At 72.4% G+C, this 14370-nt stretch carries 15 protein-coding genes; 8 read left to right on the top strand and 7 right to left on the bottom strand.

Annotation, left to right across the window (positions count from 1 at the left end; translation table 11 throughout):
- Positions 1-56: 56 nt before the first annotated feature.
- Positions 57-1070, top strand: a complete 1014-nt coding sequence (gene trpS, locus ABTY59_RS01925) for a tryptophan--tRNA ligase (RefSeq protein WP_352016951.1) — start codon at positions 57-59, stop codon at positions 1068-1070.
- Positions 1071-1164: 94 nt separating this feature from the next.
- The gene (locus ABTY59_RS01920) at positions 1165-1755 is read left to right on the top strand and encodes a 2'-5' RNA ligase family protein (protein WP_352016950.1); all 591 of its coding nucleotides are present in this window, start codon (positions 1165-1167) and stop codon (positions 1753-1755) included.
- A 113-nt stretch (positions 1756-1868) separates the two neighbouring features.
- On the opposite strand, the gene dprE2 is transcribed toward ABTY59_RS01920, so the two are convergent.
- The gene (gene dprE2 / locus ABTY59_RS01915) at positions 1869-2624 is read right to left on the bottom strand and encodes a decaprenylphospho-beta-D-erythro-pentofuranosid-2-ulose 2-reductase (RefSeq protein WP_352016949.1); all 756 of its coding nucleotides are present in this window, start codon (positions 2622-2624) and stop codon (positions 1869-1871) included.
- 75 nt (positions 2625-2699) lie between these two features.
- Positions 2700-4076 (bottom strand): FAD-binding protein, encoded by a 1377-nt coding sequence (gene dprE1 / locus ABTY59_RS01910; protein WP_352016948.1) that lies wholly within the window; start codon positions 4074-4076, stop codon positions 2700-2702.
- Positions 4077-4282: 206 nt separating this feature from the next.
- On the opposite strand from dprE1, the gene ABTY59_RS01905 reads away from it, so the two are divergent.
- Positions 4283-5209, top strand: a complete 927-nt coding sequence (locus tag ABTY59_RS01905) for a YihY/virulence factor BrkB family protein (RefSeq protein WP_352016947.1) — start codon at positions 4283-4285, stop codon at positions 5207-5209.
- Here ABTY59_RS01905 and ABTY59_RS01900 read toward each other — a convergent pair.
- Positions 5115-6407 (bottom strand): D-alanyl-D-alanine carboxypeptidase family protein, encoded by a 1293-nt coding sequence (locus ABTY59_RS01900; protein ID WP_352016946.1) that lies wholly within the window; start codon positions 6405-6407, stop codon positions 5115-5117. The genes ABTY59_RS01905 and ABTY59_RS01900 overlap by 95 nt on opposite strands.
- A 109-nt stretch (positions 6408-6516) precedes the next feature.
- Here ABTY59_RS01900 and ABTY59_RS01895 point away from each other — a divergent pair, with 109 nt between their 5' ends.
- The 3 genes from ABTY59_RS01895 to ABTY59_RS01885 all read left to right on the top strand — a co-directional run bounded on the left by ABTY59_RS01895 (position 6517) and on the right by ABTY59_RS01885 (position 9748).
- On the top strand, positions 6517-6762 hold the full coding sequence (locus ABTY59_RS01895; RefSeq protein WP_352016945.1) for an SCO4848 family membrane protein: 246 nt from the start codon (positions 6517-6519) through the stop codon (positions 6760-6762).
- 18 nt (positions 6763-6780) lie between these two features.
- The gene (locus ABTY59_RS01890; RefSeq protein WP_352016944.1) at positions 6781-8001 is read left to right on the top strand and encodes a metallophosphoesterase; all 1221 of its coding nucleotides are present in this window, start codon (positions 6781-6783) and stop codon (positions 7999-8001) included.
- Between the two features lie 193 nt (positions 8002-8194).
- Positions 8195-9748, top strand: coding sequence for an ABC transporter substrate-binding protein (locus ABTY59_RS01885; RefSeq protein WP_352016943.1), 1554 nt, complete (start codon positions 8195-8197; stop codon positions 9746-9748).
- Between the two features lie 186 nt (positions 9749-9934).
- Here the strand turns inward: ABTY59_RS01885 and ABTY59_RS01880 are convergent, their stop codons facing one another.
- From ABTY59_RS01880 to ABTY59_RS01870, 3 genes are read right to left on the bottom strand one after another with little or no spacing between them, the layout of a single operon-like run.
- The gene (locus tag ABTY59_RS01880; protein ID WP_352016942.1) at positions 9935-10678 is read right to left on the bottom strand and encodes a TetR/AcrR family transcriptional regulator; all 744 of its coding nucleotides are present in this window, start codon (positions 10676-10678) and stop codon (positions 9935-9937) included.
- Positions 10679-10687: 9 nt separating this feature from the next.
- The gene (locus ABTY59_RS01875) at positions 10688-11158 is read right to left on the bottom strand and encodes a thiol-disulfide oxidoreductase DCC family protein (RefSeq protein ID WP_352016941.1); all 471 of its coding nucleotides are present in this window, start codon (positions 11156-11158) and stop codon (positions 10688-10690) included.
- A 5-nt stretch (positions 11159-11163) separates the two neighbouring features.
- Positions 11164-11598: a hypothetical protein gene (locus ABTY59_RS01870; RefSeq protein ID WP_352016940.1), complete on the bottom strand. Its 435-nt coding sequence runs from the start codon at positions 11596-11598 to the stop codon at positions 11164-11166.
- Between the two features lie 123 nt (positions 11599-11721).
- On the opposite strand from ABTY59_RS01870, the gene ABTY59_RS01865 reads away from it, so the two are divergent.
- On the top strand, positions 11722-12504 hold the full coding sequence (locus ABTY59_RS01865; protein ID WP_352016939.1) for an alpha/beta fold hydrolase: 783 nt from the start codon (positions 11722-11724) through the stop codon (positions 12502-12504).
- On the opposite strand, the gene ABTY59_RS01860 is transcribed toward ABTY59_RS01865, so the two are convergent.
- Positions 12483-13733, bottom strand: a complete 1251-nt coding sequence (locus ABTY59_RS01860) for an MFS transporter (RefSeq protein ID WP_352016938.1) — start codon at positions 13731-13733, stop codon at positions 12483-12485. The two genes, ABTY59_RS01865 and ABTY59_RS01860, sit on opposite strands and share 22 nt — an antisense overlap.
- 86 nt (positions 13734-13819) lie before the next feature.
- On the opposite strand from ABTY59_RS01860, the gene ABTY59_RS01855 reads away from it, so the two are divergent.
- The gene (locus ABTY59_RS01855; protein ID WP_352016937.1) at positions 13820-14356 is read left to right on the top strand and encodes a MarR family winged helix-turn-helix transcriptional regulator; all 537 of its coding nucleotides are present in this window, start codon (positions 13820-13822) and stop codon (positions 14354-14356) included.
- The last annotated feature ends 14 nt before the right edge of the window (positions 14357-14370 follow it).

The following is a 14370-nucleotide window of genomic DNA, read 5'->3' as shown; positions in this document are numbered from 1 at the left end:
ACTCTTGATACACCGGCAGTCGGGGATCGGTTCCCACACCTGAGAGAATGATGTGCATGGCCTCTGACAGTCCCCGTGTGCTCTCCGGAATCCAGCCCACCGCAGGCTCGTTCCACCTCGGCAACTACCTCGGCGCCGTCCGCCAGTGGGTCGCCCTGCAGGAGACGCACGACGCCTTCTACATGGTCGTCGACCTGCACGCGATCACGGTCCCGCAGGACCCCGCCGAGCTGCGCGCCAACACCCGGCTCGCCGCGGCCCAGCTGCTCGCCGCCGGTCTCGACCCCGAGCGCTGCACCCTGTTCATCCAGAGCCACGTCCCCGAGCACGCCCAGCTCGGCTGGGTCATGAACTGCCTCACCGGCTTCGGCGAGGCCTCCCGCATGACCCAGTTCAAGGACAAGTCCGCCAAGCAGGGCGCCGGCAACGCGACCGTCGGCCTCTTCACGTACCCGATCCTCCAGGTCGCGGACATCCTGCTCTACCAGGCCCACGAGGTCCCGGTCGGCGAGGACCAGCGCCAGCACATCGAGCTGACCCGCGACCTCGCGGAGCGCTTCAACGGCCGCTTCGGCGACACGTTCACGATCCCCAAGCCGTACATCCTCAAGGAGACGGCGAAGATCTTCGACCTCCAGGACCCGACGATCAAGATGAGCAAGTCGGCGTCCTCGCCGAAGGGCCTGATCAACCTCCTGGACGACCCGAAGGCCACCGCGAAGAAGGTCAAGAGCGCGGTCACCGACACCGACACGGTGATCCGCTTCGACCCGGAGAACAAGGCCGGCGTCTCCAACCTGCTCACCATCATGTCCACGCTCACCGCCACGTCCGTGGAGGACCTGGAGAAGAGCTACGAGGGCAAGATGTACGGCGCGCTGAAGACCGATCTCGCCGAGGTCATGGTGGACTTCGTCACGCCGTTCCGGGCCCGCACCCAGGAATACCTGGACGACCCGGAGACGCTGGACTCGGTCCTGGCCAAGGGAGCGGAGAAGGCCCGCGCGGTCGCCGCGGAGACGCTGGCGCAGACGTACGAGCGGATGGGCTTCCTGCCCGCCAAGCACTGAGACCGAGGACCCTGGCCGAAACGGTGGTGCAGGCCGCACACTGGCGGCTGCACCACCACACACGACTCGACGACGGACGACGGAGGAGAACGACGTGGGGACCGTAACGCTCGGCGTTTCGATCGCGGTCCCGGAGCCCTACGGCAGCCTGCTCCAGGAGCGGCGCGCCGGCTTCGGGGACACGGCCGCGTACGGCATCCCCACGCACGTCACCCTGGTCCCGCCGACCGAGGTCGCCGAGGAGCGGCTTCCGGAGATCGAGGCGCACCTCGCGGACGTCGCCGCCGACCACCAGCCGTTCCCCGTGCGCCTCAAGGGCACCGGGACCTTCCGTCCGCTCTCCCCGGTCGTCTTCGTGAAGCTGGCGGAGGGCGTCCCCCTCTGCAACCGGCTCCAGCACCGGATCCGGGACGAGGCCGGCCCCCTCGCGCGGGAGCTCCAGTTCCCGTACCACCCGCACGTCACCGTCGCGCACGGCATCTCCGAGGAGGGGATGGACCGGGCGTTCGAGGAGCTCGCCGGGTACGAGGCTGCCTGGACCTGCCGCTCCTTCGCGCTGTACGAGCAGGGCCCGGACGGGGTCTGGCGGAAGCTGTACGACTACGAGTTCGGCAGCGGCCGCCCGATCTCGGCGGTCCCCGCGCAGGGCGGCAGCCCGGTGGACCACCCGGCGCCGACGGCCTGACGGCGCGCACGGCCGGCACGTACGGCCTGACGGCGCGCACGGCCGGACGTCACACGGGCAGCCGCGGGCACCAGCCGCACGTCACACCGGCAGCCGCGGGCGACAGACCGACGTCACACCGGCAGCCGCCGGAACAGCGGCCTCGGCACGTGCCGTACCGCCGCCATCACCATCCGCAGCGCCCCCGGCACCCACACCGTCTCCGAGCGCCGCCGCAGCCCCAGCTCGATCGCGCCCGCGACCGCCTCAGGGGTGGTCGCCAGCGGCGCCTCCGCGAGCCCGGCGGTCATCTTCGAGCGCACGAACCCGGGCCGTACGACCATGACGTGCACGCCCGTGCCGTGCAGGGCGTCCCCGAGGCCCTGGGCGAAGGCGTCGAGCCCCGCCTTCGACGAGCCGTAGATGAAGTCCGCCCGGCGGGCCCGCTCGCCGGCCACCGAGGAGAGCACCACCAGGGAACCGTGCCCCTGCGCCTGGAGCGCTCCGGCGCACACCAGGCCGGCCGAGACGGCGCCCGTGTAGTTGGTCTGCGCGACGCGGACCGCGGCGAGCGGATCGGACTCGTCCCGCGCCTGGTCGCCGAGGACCCCGAAGGCGAGCAGCACCATGTCGATGTCGCCCTCCGTGAAGACCTTCCCGAGCCGCTCCTCGTGGGACTCCGTGTCGAGCGCGTCGAACGGCACCGTCCGCACCTCGGCCCCCAGTGCCCGCAGCGAGTCGGCGGCGGCCGTGAGCGCGGGGGAGGGCCGGCCGGCCAGCCAGACCGTGCGGGTGCGGCGCGCGATCAGCCGGCGGGCGGTGGCGAGCCCGATCTCGGAGGTGCCGCCGAGGACGAGCAGGGACTGCGGGGCACCGAAGGCGTCCTTCACGGGAACTCCTGAGGGGTCTAGGGGGTGTCTTGTCGATCAGGCGCCGCGAGCCCGGCCTGGTCGACAAGACACCCCCTAGAGGCTGAGGCGGCGGGCCAGGTCCGAGGTGAGGACGGACCGGGGGTCGAGCGAGGCACGCAGTGCCCGGAACTCGTCGAGCCGGGGGTACATCGCGGCCAGCGTCTCCGGCCGGACCCGGGAGTCCCCGGCGAGGTGGACCCGGCCGCCGGCTTCCGCGAGCTCCTCGTCGAGGGCGTCGAGGAACCGGGCGAGTCCGGGGAGGCCGGCCGGGAGATCGAGGGCGAGGGTCCAGCCGGGGAGCGGGAAGGACAGCCAGCCGGGGTCGCCCGTGCCGAACCGTCTCAGGACGGCGAGGAAGGCGGGCCAGCGGCGGTCCGCGATCCGCCGCACGATCCGTCGGAGGGTCTCCTCCTGCCCGTACGGGACGACGAACTCGTACGGGACGGAGCCGCCGGGCCCGTGCAGCCGGTTCCAGTGCGGGACGCCGTCGAGGGGGTGGAGGAACGCGGTCGGCGGCTGGAGGCGACCGGTGGCGGCCCGGGGCGCCCCGTGGTACCGGAGCGCGTGGAGGAGCCCGACGGAGGTGCGCCCGAGGAGCCCGCCGGGGACGTACGGCGGCGGGGCGGGCCACCGGGCGGGACGGAAGCCGAGCGGCGCGCGGCGGGCGCGGTGGCGGCGGGGCAGGGAGTCGTACGGGACGTGGTCGCCGCGCTTGAGGACGCCGCGGCCGGTGGCGGCGCCCCGCGCGAGCAGGTCGATCCAGGCGGCCGAGTACGCGTGCGCGTGGGCGCCGTCGGCGAGCCCGGCCAGCAGCGCGTCGAGGTCGGGGGCGCGTGCGGTGTCCACGCGCAGGAGGGAGGTTTCGACGGGCAGCAGCCGCAGGGTCGCCGAGAGGATCACGCCGGTCAGGCCCATGCCGCCGGTGGTGGCGTCGAAGAGCGGGGTTCCGGGCAGCACGGTCCGGATCCCGCCGTCGGCGGTGAGGAGTTCGAGCGCGGTCACGTGACGGCCGAAGGAGCCGGAGACGGGGTGGTTCGCGCCGTGGACGTCGCCGCCGATCGCGCCGCCGACGGTCACCCACCGGGTGCCGGGGACGACCGGGACGGACCAGCCGAGCGGCAGCAGCGTCTCCATCAGCCGGTGCAGGCTGACGCCCGCCTCGCAGACGACGAGCCCGGCGGTGGTGTCGACGGCCAGGATCCGGTCCAGGCCGGTCATGTCGAGGACGGTGCCGCCGGCGTTCTGCGCGGCGTCGCCGTACGCGCGGCCGAGTCCGCGGGCGACGGCGCCGCGGGGACCGCAGGCACGGAGGGCCTCGGCGGCCTCGGCGTGCCCGCGGGGCCGCTGCACGCGCGCGAGGGTGGGGGCGGTGCGGCCCCAGCCGGTGATCGCTTCGCAGTCCTCGTCCGGGACGCGGGTCTCGACAGCCATGAGGGTGACCGTATAGCCGCTGTTGTGGCTTATGCCGGTATTGCATGGCGGTTCGTCGAAATGGGTGATGAAAGGACCGTCAGGAAAGAGTCCCGGGCCCGTGGACGCGGATCGCGGCGTACGGGATGTCGGTCGTGGGTCCGCGAGCCCCGGCAAGGGATTCTCGTACCGGGGTTGATCCGACGGCGGAGGAGTAGACGTACGACATGGACTGGCTGACCAAGCTCCCCGTCATCGGCCCGTGGGTGACCCGCTTCATGCGGACCCACGCCTGGCGCTCGTACGAGACCCTCGACGAGGCCCACTGGACGCGGCTGGCCGCCGCCATCACCTTCATCTCGTTCGTCGCCCTCTTCCCGCTGATCACGGTCGCCGCCGCGGTCGGGGCCGCCCTCCTCACCGACGACCAGCTCGACCGGATCGAGGAGAAGGTCGCCGACCAGGTGCCCGGAATCTCCGACCAGCTCGACATCGACGGGCTCGTCGCCAACGCCGGCACCGTCGGACTCGTCGCCGGCGCCGTGCTGCTCGTCACCGGCATCAGCTGGATCGGCTCGATGCGGGAGTGCCTGCGCGCGGTCTGGGGACTCGACGACGTCGAGGGCAACCCGATCCTGCTCAAGGGCAAGGACGCGCTGATCCTCGTCGGCCTCGGCGGTGTGGCGCTCGCCTCGCTCGCCGCGTCCTGGCTCGGCTCCACCGCGGTCGGCTGGAGCGCCGACCGGCTCGGCGTCTCCGGCGAGGGGGCGGGCGGCTATCTGCTCCAGGCGGCCGCCGTCCTCGTCGCCGTCGTCGCCGACTTCCTGATCCTGCTGTACGTGCTGACGCTGCTGCCGGGCGTCGAACCGCGCCGCCGGGACCTCGTGGTGGCGGCCCTCATCGGCGCGGTCGGCTTCGAGCTCCTGAAACTGCTGCTCGGCGGCTACATGAAGGGCGTCGCGGCGAAGTCGATGTACGGGGCGTTCGGCGTGCCGGTCGCCCTGCTCCTCTGGATCAACTTCACCGCGAAGCTCCTGCTGTTCTGCGCGGCCTGGACGGCTACGGAGTCGCGTCGGTCGTCTCCTGGACGTCCTGGGGGGACTGCGGACGGCGCCGACGCGCCGCCGACGCCGCCAGCGGCCAGCGGCGGTTGACCAGGAAGGCGGCCGCCGCGAGGAGGACGAGGACACCGCCCGCCACGGCCAGCGCGATCCCGACCCCGCCGGACTTCTCGGCGGAGGCGGCCGCGTGGACCGGCTCGTGCGGGGCGTTCTTGCCGGGCGCCGGGGCCGTGCCGTCGTCGGGCGCGGCGGGCGTCGTACGGGCCGAGCGCGGTGCCACCAGCTCACCGACCGGCGTCACCTTGCCGGTGGCGGCGAAGCCCCAGTCGAGCAGCCGGGCGGCCTCCCGGTAGACGGCGTGCTGCTCCTTCGAGGAGGGGTTCATGACGGTGACGAGCAGCACCTTGCCGTTGCGTTCGGCGACGCCGGTGAAGGTGGCACCCGCGTGCGTGGTGTTGCCGTTCTTGACGCCGGCGATGCCCGGGTACGGGGCGACGCCGATGTCGCCGGTGAGGAGCCGGTTGGTGTTCTGGATCTCGAAGGTCTCGCGCTTCTTGCCCGGCTTGGCCTCGCCGGGGAAGGCCGCGCGGGACGTGGCGGCGTACTCGCGGAAGTCCGGCTTCTGCATGCCGCTGCGGGCGATGAGCGTCAGGTCGTACGCGGAGGAGACCTGGCGCGGGGCGTCGTAGCCGTCCGGGGAGACCACGAAGGTGTCGAGGGCCTGGAGGTCGGCCGCGTGGTCGTTCATGTCCGTGACGGTCTGCTGGAGACCGCCGTTCATGCTGGTCAGCACGTGCACGGCGTCGTTGCCGGAGCGGAGGAAGACGCCGAGCCAGAGGTCGCGGACGCTGTAGGTCTGCTTCTCCTTGATGCCGACGAGGCTGGAGCCGGCCCCGATGCCGGCCAGGTCCCGGTCGGTGACCAGGTGGTTCTGCGTCTTGGTGGGGAACTTCGGCAGCAGCGTGTCCGCGAAGAGCATCTTGAGCGTGGAGGCCGGGGCGAGCCGCCAGTGCGCGTTGTGCGCGGCGAGGATCTCGCCGCTCTCCGCGTCGGCGACGACCCAGGACCGGCCGGACAGCTCCTTCGGCAGCACCGGGGCGCCGGGCAGCAGCTGCACCTGGGTGCCCGGCCTGCCGAGCTGTGCCCCGCCGACCTTGGACATCACGGCCGGGGGCTTGGGCTGCTTGTCCTTCCCGTCCTTCCCGTCCGCGTGGGCCGCGGGAGCGGCGGTGACGAGCGGCAGGAGCACAGCAGCGGCGACCGCCCAAGCGGTCTTCTTCGAAGCAGACACGGTCGAGAACGTACAGGTACGGCCAAGCGATCCGAACCCCGGCAGGCGGTTGGCCCGCGCTCGGCCACCCGGAAGCGGGGGCCGTACGACCGACGGTGATACTGGGGTCATGAAGCTCAGCCGCCGCGTCTCCTGGTTCCTGCTCGCCTTCGGGGTGTGGTCCTGGTTCATCTGGGTCACCTTCGTCAAGAACCTCTGGAACGACGGGAGCGGCCTCGCCTTCGACGACGCCGGCGACCCGACGGCCTACTTCTGGGTTCATCTGCTGCTTGCCGTCACGTCCTTTGTCCTGGGGACGGTGATCGGCGCGATCGGGTTGCGTGGGGTGCGCGCCGCGCGCCGCGCGGACGGCTAGAAGAGGGGTTCCGGGGGCGTGGGCGTGTTTCTGCTGGTCCTGGTCGTGGTGCTCGCGCTGCTCGGCGCGGTCCACTGGTACGTGTGGCGGCGGCTGGTGCGGGACGTGACCGTGCCCGGGAGCCTCCCGCGCCGGGCGGGCACGGCCGCCGTCGTGGTCCTGCCCCTGCTGTCGGTCGCCGCCCTGGTCTCCTCGCGGGCGGGCGCGCCCTTCGCGGTCCAGCAGGCGGTCGCCTGGCCGGGCTTCCTCTGGCTCGCCGTGCTCCTGTACCTCGTCCTGGCCCTCCTGGTCGGCGAGGCCGTCCGGCCGCTGCTGCGCGGCTGGACGCGCCGCCGCGCGGCCACCACGGGCTCGGCGGAGCCCGTACCCGCGGAGCCCCCGCCCGCGGAGCCCGTACCCGATCCCCTCGACGTCTCGCGGCGGCTCTTCGTGTCCCGGGTCGTCGGCGGTTCGGCGGCGGCCGTCGCCCTCGGGACCGTCGGGTACGGAACGTACGGCGTGCTGCGCGGGCCCCGGGTCAAGCGGGTCACCGTCCCGCTCGCCAAGATCCCGCGCGCCGCGCACGGCTACCGGATCGCCGTCGTGTCCGACATCCACCTCGGGCCGATCCTGGGCCGCGCCCACACCCAGCGGATCGTGGACACGATCAACGCCACCCAGCCCGACCTGATCGCGGTGGTCGGCGACCTCGTCGACGGGACCGTGGAGAACCTCGGACCCGCCGCCGAGCCGCTCGCCCGGCTCCGCGCCCGGCACGGCTCGTTCTTCGTGACCGGCAACCACGAGTACTTCTCGGGTGCCGACGCCTGGGTCGACCACGTCCGCGAACTCGGGCTGCGTCCCCTGCGCAACGCGCGCGTGGAGGTCCCGGCCGGCTTCGACCTCGCGGGCGTCGACGACGTCGCGGGTGAGAGCGAGGGCCAGGGACCCGACTTCGCGCGGGCCCTCGGCGACCGCGACCGGGCCCGCGCCGCGGTGCTCCTCGCGCACCAGCCGATCGTCGTCCACGACGCCGTGCGCCACGGCGTGGACCTCCAGCTCTCCGGTCACACCCACGGCGGGCAGCTCTGGCCCGGCAACTACCTCGCCGAACTCGCCAACCCGACGGTCGCCGGGCTCGAACGGTACGGCGACACCCAGCTGTACGTGTCGCGGGGAGCCGGCGCCTGGGGACCCCCCGTCAGGGTCGGGGCCCCCTCCGACATCACGATCGTCGAACTCGCCTCGAAGCAGGCCTGACCGGTCGAGGTCACTCCCCGCGCCGAGGTCGATACGTGCTGCTCATCGACTTAAATTCGCATTTCCCGGACATATACATGTGGTGTGAAAGTTTTCTCTTCCGCTTGTGAAAAGCGTGTGATGGGATGCAGCCATCGCGACGTTTCCGGGGGCCGTCGCATCAGGGGTGGTACCAAAAAAAGGAAGCACGGCAATGCGGTCGACGGTCCGTCTGCGGATCCTCATCACTTGTGGAGTACTGGTGGCCGCCGGAGTGGGGGGCTGGCAACTCCTGCCCTCCGACGGCGTCCGGACCGATCCCATCACCGTCGGCACGACCGACGAGGTGACCTCGCTCGACCCGGCCGGCGCCTACGACGCCGGCTCCTGGGCCATGTACAGCAACGTCTTCCAGTCGTTGCTGACGTTCAAGCCGGGCCTGAGCCAGCCGGTTCCGGACGCCGCCGAGAGCTGCAAGTTCGTGGGCACCAGGCTCACCACGTACCAGTGCACGCTCCGCGACGACCTCACCTTCGCCAACGGGCGCAAGATCACCGCGGAGGACGTCAAGTACTCCTTCGAGCGGATGCTGCGCATCAAGGCGGACGTCGGACCGCAGCCGCTCTTCCCGACTCTGAAGAGCGTCACGGCCGAAGGCCGGACCGTCACCTTCCGACTGAGCGGGCGTGACGCCACGTTCCCGCTGAAGGTGGCCACGGGCGCCGGCTCGATCGTGGACAAGGACCAGTACCCGGCGAACCGGCTGCGCAGCGGCTACGCGGTCGACGGCTCGGGTCCCTACGTCCTCAAGGAGTACAAGGAGGGCGAGTCCGCGCTCCTGGAGCCCAACCCGAGGTACAAGGGCGCCGTGACCAAGACCGGTCACACGGTCCTCGTGAAGTACTACGGCCAGTCCGAGGAGCTCGCGAACGCCTGGAAGGCGAAGGACGTCGCGGTGACGCACCGCCAGCTCCCGCCGGACTTCCTCTCGACCCTGGACACCAAGGACGGGACCCGGGTCACGGAGGCGGAGAGCGCCGAGATCCGCAACCTCAACTTCAACGTCCGGCCCGGCTCGCCCATGGCGGACAAGGCCGTACGACAGGCCGTCGCCGCCGTCCTCGACCGCCCGGCGATCACCGAGGGCGCGTACAAGGGAACGGTCGAGCCGCTCTACTCCCTCATCCCGCAGGGCTTCGTCGGCCACAGCACCGCCTTCTACGACACGTACCCGGAGCCGAGCGCGAAGAAGGCCAAGGCCCTCCTGTCGGAGGCCGGGATCAAGACGCCGGTGAAGTTCACGTACGGCTTCCGCAAGGACGCCACCTACGCGGCCGAGGCGGCCGAGATCAAGCGGCAGCTGGAGGAGACCGGGCTCTTCGAGGTCAAGGTCGTCGAGGCCGACTGGCAGAGCTTCCAGAAGGGGTACGCGAAGGGCGGCTACGACGCCTACCCCGTCGGCTGGCTCCCCGACTTCCCCGACTCCGACAGCTTCACGGCGCCGCTGGTCGGCACCGAGAACACCCTGCACAACGGCTTCTCCAGCAAGCGCATCGACAGCCTGATCGCCTCGACGCAGCAGTACAGCGACCGGGGCCGCGCGACGAACGACTTCGAGCAGATCCAGACCGAGGTCGCGACCGACGTCCCGCTCGTCCCGCTCTGGCAGAAGAAGGACTACGTCCTGTCCACGGAGGCGGTCGCCGGGTCCCAGTACCTGACGGACGGCACGGGCATCTGGCGCCTGTGGGAGCTCAGCTGGATCTAGGGGGTGTTTCGGAAGTCCCGCACAGCACCCGCGGCGCCCGGCACGCCCCCTCGCCGCACCGGCCGAAGACCCAAGTAGCTCCGCTACGAGGGCCTTCGTCCGGCACGCCGAGGGCACGCACCGGACACCGCGGGCACCGCACAGGACTTTCGAAATACCCCCTAGGGGCGGCCCCGGGGGCGGACCCTAGGAATCCTCCGACGGCTTCGGGCTCGCCTTCTTCTTCGGCTTGCCCGAGGCCGCCATCCCGGCCGCCGTCGGCATGAAGTCGGAGAGCAGCTCGTGCGTCTCCTTGACCAGCGGGCGCAGGATCCGGAAGCGGGAGAGCGAGATCGCGCGGGCGGTGACCGGCGCGAGCCGCTCCACCAGGCGCCGGCTGTTCGCCGCGCCCTCCGAGCGGTCGTACACCCAGAACAGCACCAGCCCCATCTGCTGGAGCCACAGCAACTGCGGCAGGGCCTCCTTCAGTTCGGGGTCGACCTTGACCGCGGCGCCCGAGATGACCCGCCGGTGCACCTCGATCGCGGCCTCGCGCGGGCCCTCGGACTCGGGGGAGAAGGGGCTGAGCGGGCTGTCCGGGTCGGCGGCGTTCTTGAAGAACTGGGCGGCGAACTCGTGGTACGGCTCGGCGATGTCGAGCCAGCCGAGGTAGACCCCGCGGATCCGGGCGGTCAGGTCCTTCTCGGGGCCGGTGAGGATGGGCTCGACGGCGGCCTGGTGCTCCTCCGCGATCCGGTCGTAGAAGCCCTGGACCAGGTGCTCCTTGGAGGAGAAGTAGTAGTACGCGTTGCCGACGGAGACCCCGGCCTCCTGGGCGATGGCCCGCATGGTCGTCTTGTCGTAACCGCGCTCCTTGAACAGCCGGAGCGCGGTTTCGAGGATGAGCGTGCGGGTCTGCTCGCTCTTGGGGGCCTTCTTCTCTTCCGTCACGGGCCGAGCCTAACGGGGCGGACCGGGCGGCTCGCAGCGCCCGTCCCCGCAGTACCCGTCCTCCGGGCACCCGTCCCCGCAGTGCCCGTCGTCGTCCTGCCCCGGCCCCTTGAGCGCCTCGCGCCACCTCGCGGCCGCGAGGACGGTCATCCGGGCGAAGGGCTGTCCGGCGGGGGTGGCCAGCCAGTGGGCCCGGGGCCGGTGGTCGGCCAGGGCCCAGAGGCAGACGATCCAGGCGGAGGTCTCCCGGTAGACCTGGCCCCGGTCCCCGATCACGGTGATCTCCCGCAGGGTGGCGGCGTGGTCGAGGGCCGGGAAGAGACGTCGAGCCTGCTGCGAGCCGGCCGGTACGAGGTCGAGCGGGACGAGCTGCCGCTGGCGCAGCAGCCAGTGCCTCAGGTGCACGCAGAGCGGGCAGTCGGCGTCGTACAGCACGGTCAGGCGTCCCACGGGGGTCGTGGGGTGTGCCGGGGCAGGCATCGCGCTCAGCCCTGCGGGGCGGGCGGGGCCCAGGGGCCGGCCTTGGGCGTGGTGGTCCAGCCCTGGGGGCGGACCGGCGGGACCTGTTCGCGCTCCATGACCCCGCGGCGGCGGATCTTGTTGAGCACGTACACGTTGCCGAGGTGCATCACGCCGAGGACGAGCAGGACCACTCCGAGCTTGACGGAGAGGGCCTCGAAGAGGGCCCGGGCGTCGACGACGGCGGCGTCCTGGCTGAGGTAGAGGGCGACGAAGCCGAAGTTGACGAGGTAGAAGCCGACCACGAGGAGGTGGTTGACGGCGTCCGCGAGCTTCTCGTTCCCGTGCAGGACGTCGGAGAGGAAGATCTTTCCGTTACGGCTGAGCGTGCGGGCGACCCAGACGGTGAGGGCCACGCTGATCAGCAGGTAGACGATGTACGCGACGACAGTGAGGTCCATGCCCCACCCTCCCTTGAACACGTTCAAAAGCTGGCACGCCTGACTGTAGACCCCTTCTTGAACGTGTTCAAGTGCCGAGGGAAAGAGCTGGTCCGGCCGCGCCCCCGCGCATAGGGTCGGCGGGTGACGCTCTCTCATGACCTGGCCGGCACCGGCCCCACGACCGTCGTCCTGCTGCACTCCGGGGTCTGCGACCGCCGCATGTGGGACGGGCAGTTCCACGCGCTGGCCGAAGCGGGACACCGCGTCGTCCGCTGCGACCTCCGCGGCTTCGGGGACACCCCCGTCGACGCCCCGCACACCCACGCCGAGGACGTGCGCGCCCTCCTCGACCACCTCGGCGCCGAGCGCTCCGTCGTCGTCGGCTCCTCCTTCGGCGGCCGGGTCGCCCTCGAACTCGCCGTCCTGCACCCCGGCCGCGTCCGTGCCCTCGCCCTCCTCGGCTCAGCGATCCCCGGCATGGCGCCCAGCGCGGAACTGCGCGCCTGGGGCGCCCGCGAGGACGCGCTCATCGAGGCCGGCGACCTCGACGCCGCCGTCGAGCTCAACGTCGACACCTGGCTCGGCCCCGAGGCCGGAGAGGCCGCCCGCGCCCTCGTACGGGACGGGCAGCGGCGTGCCTTCGCGCTCCAGCTCGCCGCCGCCGAGGAGCACCACCCCGTCGCCCCCCAGGTCACCCGCGACGACCTCGCCCGGATCCAGGCCCCCGCGCTCGTGGCCGTCGGCGCGCACGACCTCCCCGACTTCCGGGCGATCGCCGACGAGCTCGGAAGCCTGCTGCCCGCCGCGCGCCGCGTCGACCTCGACTGGGCCGGCCACCTCCCCGCGCTGGAACGCCCGGACGAGACCGCCCGGCTGCTCCTGTCGTTCCTGGCCGAGGCCGCTCAGCTCGACGCGACCGGCTGACCGTCCTGCCGGAACCGCCGCACGCCCGGTACGAGGGCGGTTCCCGCGCAGCACCCGCCGACCACCACCGCGGCGGCGAGCAGCGGCACTTCGGGACCCCATGCCGAGGCGGCGACCGGCGCGAGGACGTACCCCAGGGGCATGGCGGCGAGCGAGAGCAGCCAGTCGTACGAGGTGACGCGGGCGAGCGCGTGGGCGGGCACCGCGCGCTGCACGGCCGTCTCCCACACGGGCGAGAGGAAGCCGAGGCCCGCCTGGGCGAGTCCGTACGCCGCGATCGTCGGCCACGCGGGCGCGTCGAGGGCGAGCAGCAGCAGCGGCAGCGCGTACGTGGCGAGGCCGAGGTTCGCGGCGAGGACCGGGCGCCGGGGTCGGACCCGGTCGGCGAGCAGTGCCCCGAGGAGGAAGCCGACGGCGCCGACCTGGAGGAGGACGACCCAGGTCGTGCCGCCGCCGAGCCGCTGCACGGCGATCGCGGGCCCGAGGGTCATCAGGACGGCGGCGGCGCCGTTCCACGCGCTGTGGCCGATCAGGCTGGTCCAGTACCAGTCGCGGGAGCGGACCTCCCGCCAGCCCTCGGCGAGGTCGGCGCGCAGCGAACGGCGGGGGATCGGGACCCGCTTCACCCGCACGGCCGTCAGGAGCAGGGCGCTGACGGCGAAGGTGGCCGCGTCGAGGACGAACGCCCAGCCGGGGCCGACGGTCAGGACCAGGGTGCCGGCGAGCGCGGGCCCGGCGAGGCGGGTGGCGCTCTGGGCGACGCTCATCGCCGCGTTGGCCCGGTGCAGCGCCGCCGCCTCGACCGTGCCCCTGACCAGCGGCGAGCCGGTCGGCATGGCGAAGGCCCCGGCCGCGCCGCCGACGGCCTCGGCGACCGCGAGGACGGCGAGCCCGGGGGAGCCGCCGAGCAGCTGGACGCCGACGGTCAGCTGGGTGGCGCAGCGGATGAGGTCCGTGGTGAGCGCGACCGTGCGGGCGTCGAAGCGGTCGCCGACGACTCCGCCCACCGGCAGCAGGAGCAGCTTGGGGACCATCGCGCAGCCGAGGACCAGGGCGAGCGCCGTGGTGGAGCCGGTGGCCTCCAGGACGGCCAGGGCGAGGGCGGCGGGGATGGCGGCGTCACCGAGGAGGGAGAGGGCGCGGCCGGCGAAGAGCAGGCGGAAGGAGCGGGTGCGGAGGGGGTGGGGGACGGGCGGAGGCGCGACGGGGCGCACGGGGGCCGTGGTCATGGACCGCAGATTATTTCGGCACCGAATAATTCGTCAACGAAATACTTCCGGAGGGGCGGAAGTCCTCGCCGACGTACGATCACCCCATGGCGCACCCCGAGGAACCGCAGGCACCGCGCGACTGGACCGACGAGCACGTCGCCCGCTGGCAGCCCGTCCTGCCCGGCCTCGACCCCGTCGTCGAGGGCGCGGTCACGCGGATGAAGAAGCTCTCGGTCCATCTGCGCCGGGTCCGGGAGCAGTCGCTCGTCGACTTCGACCTGGAACGGCACGAGTTCGACACCCTCCACAAGCTCGCGGGACGCGGCGGCAGCGCCGCCCCCTCCGAACTCGCCCAGGACCTCGACCTGGCCCCCGCCTCCGTCTCCGGGCGCCTCGACGTCCTGGAGAAGCGCGGCTTCGTCCGCCGCACCCAGTCCACGACCGACCGGCGCCGGGTCGTCGTCGAACTCACCGCGTCCGGGCGGGAGACCTGGCTCGGCGCGATGGACGTCCTCGGCCACGAGGAGTACCGGCTCCTCGGTGTCCTCGGCCCCGAGGAGCGCGTCCTGCTCAACGACATGCTGCGCCGGATCATGGTCGAGGCGGAGTCCGGCGGCCCCACCCCGTCCTGGCACGCGTGACGGACGCGCCGGCC

This window comes from Streptomyces sp. NPDC096079, from assembly GCF_040303145.1.
GTDB lineage: Bacteria > Actinomycetota > Actinomycetes > Streptomycetales > Streptomycetaceae > Streptomyces.
Note: the sequence above shows the minus strand (reverse complement) of the source record. Positions and strands in the feature narration are given on the sequence as shown.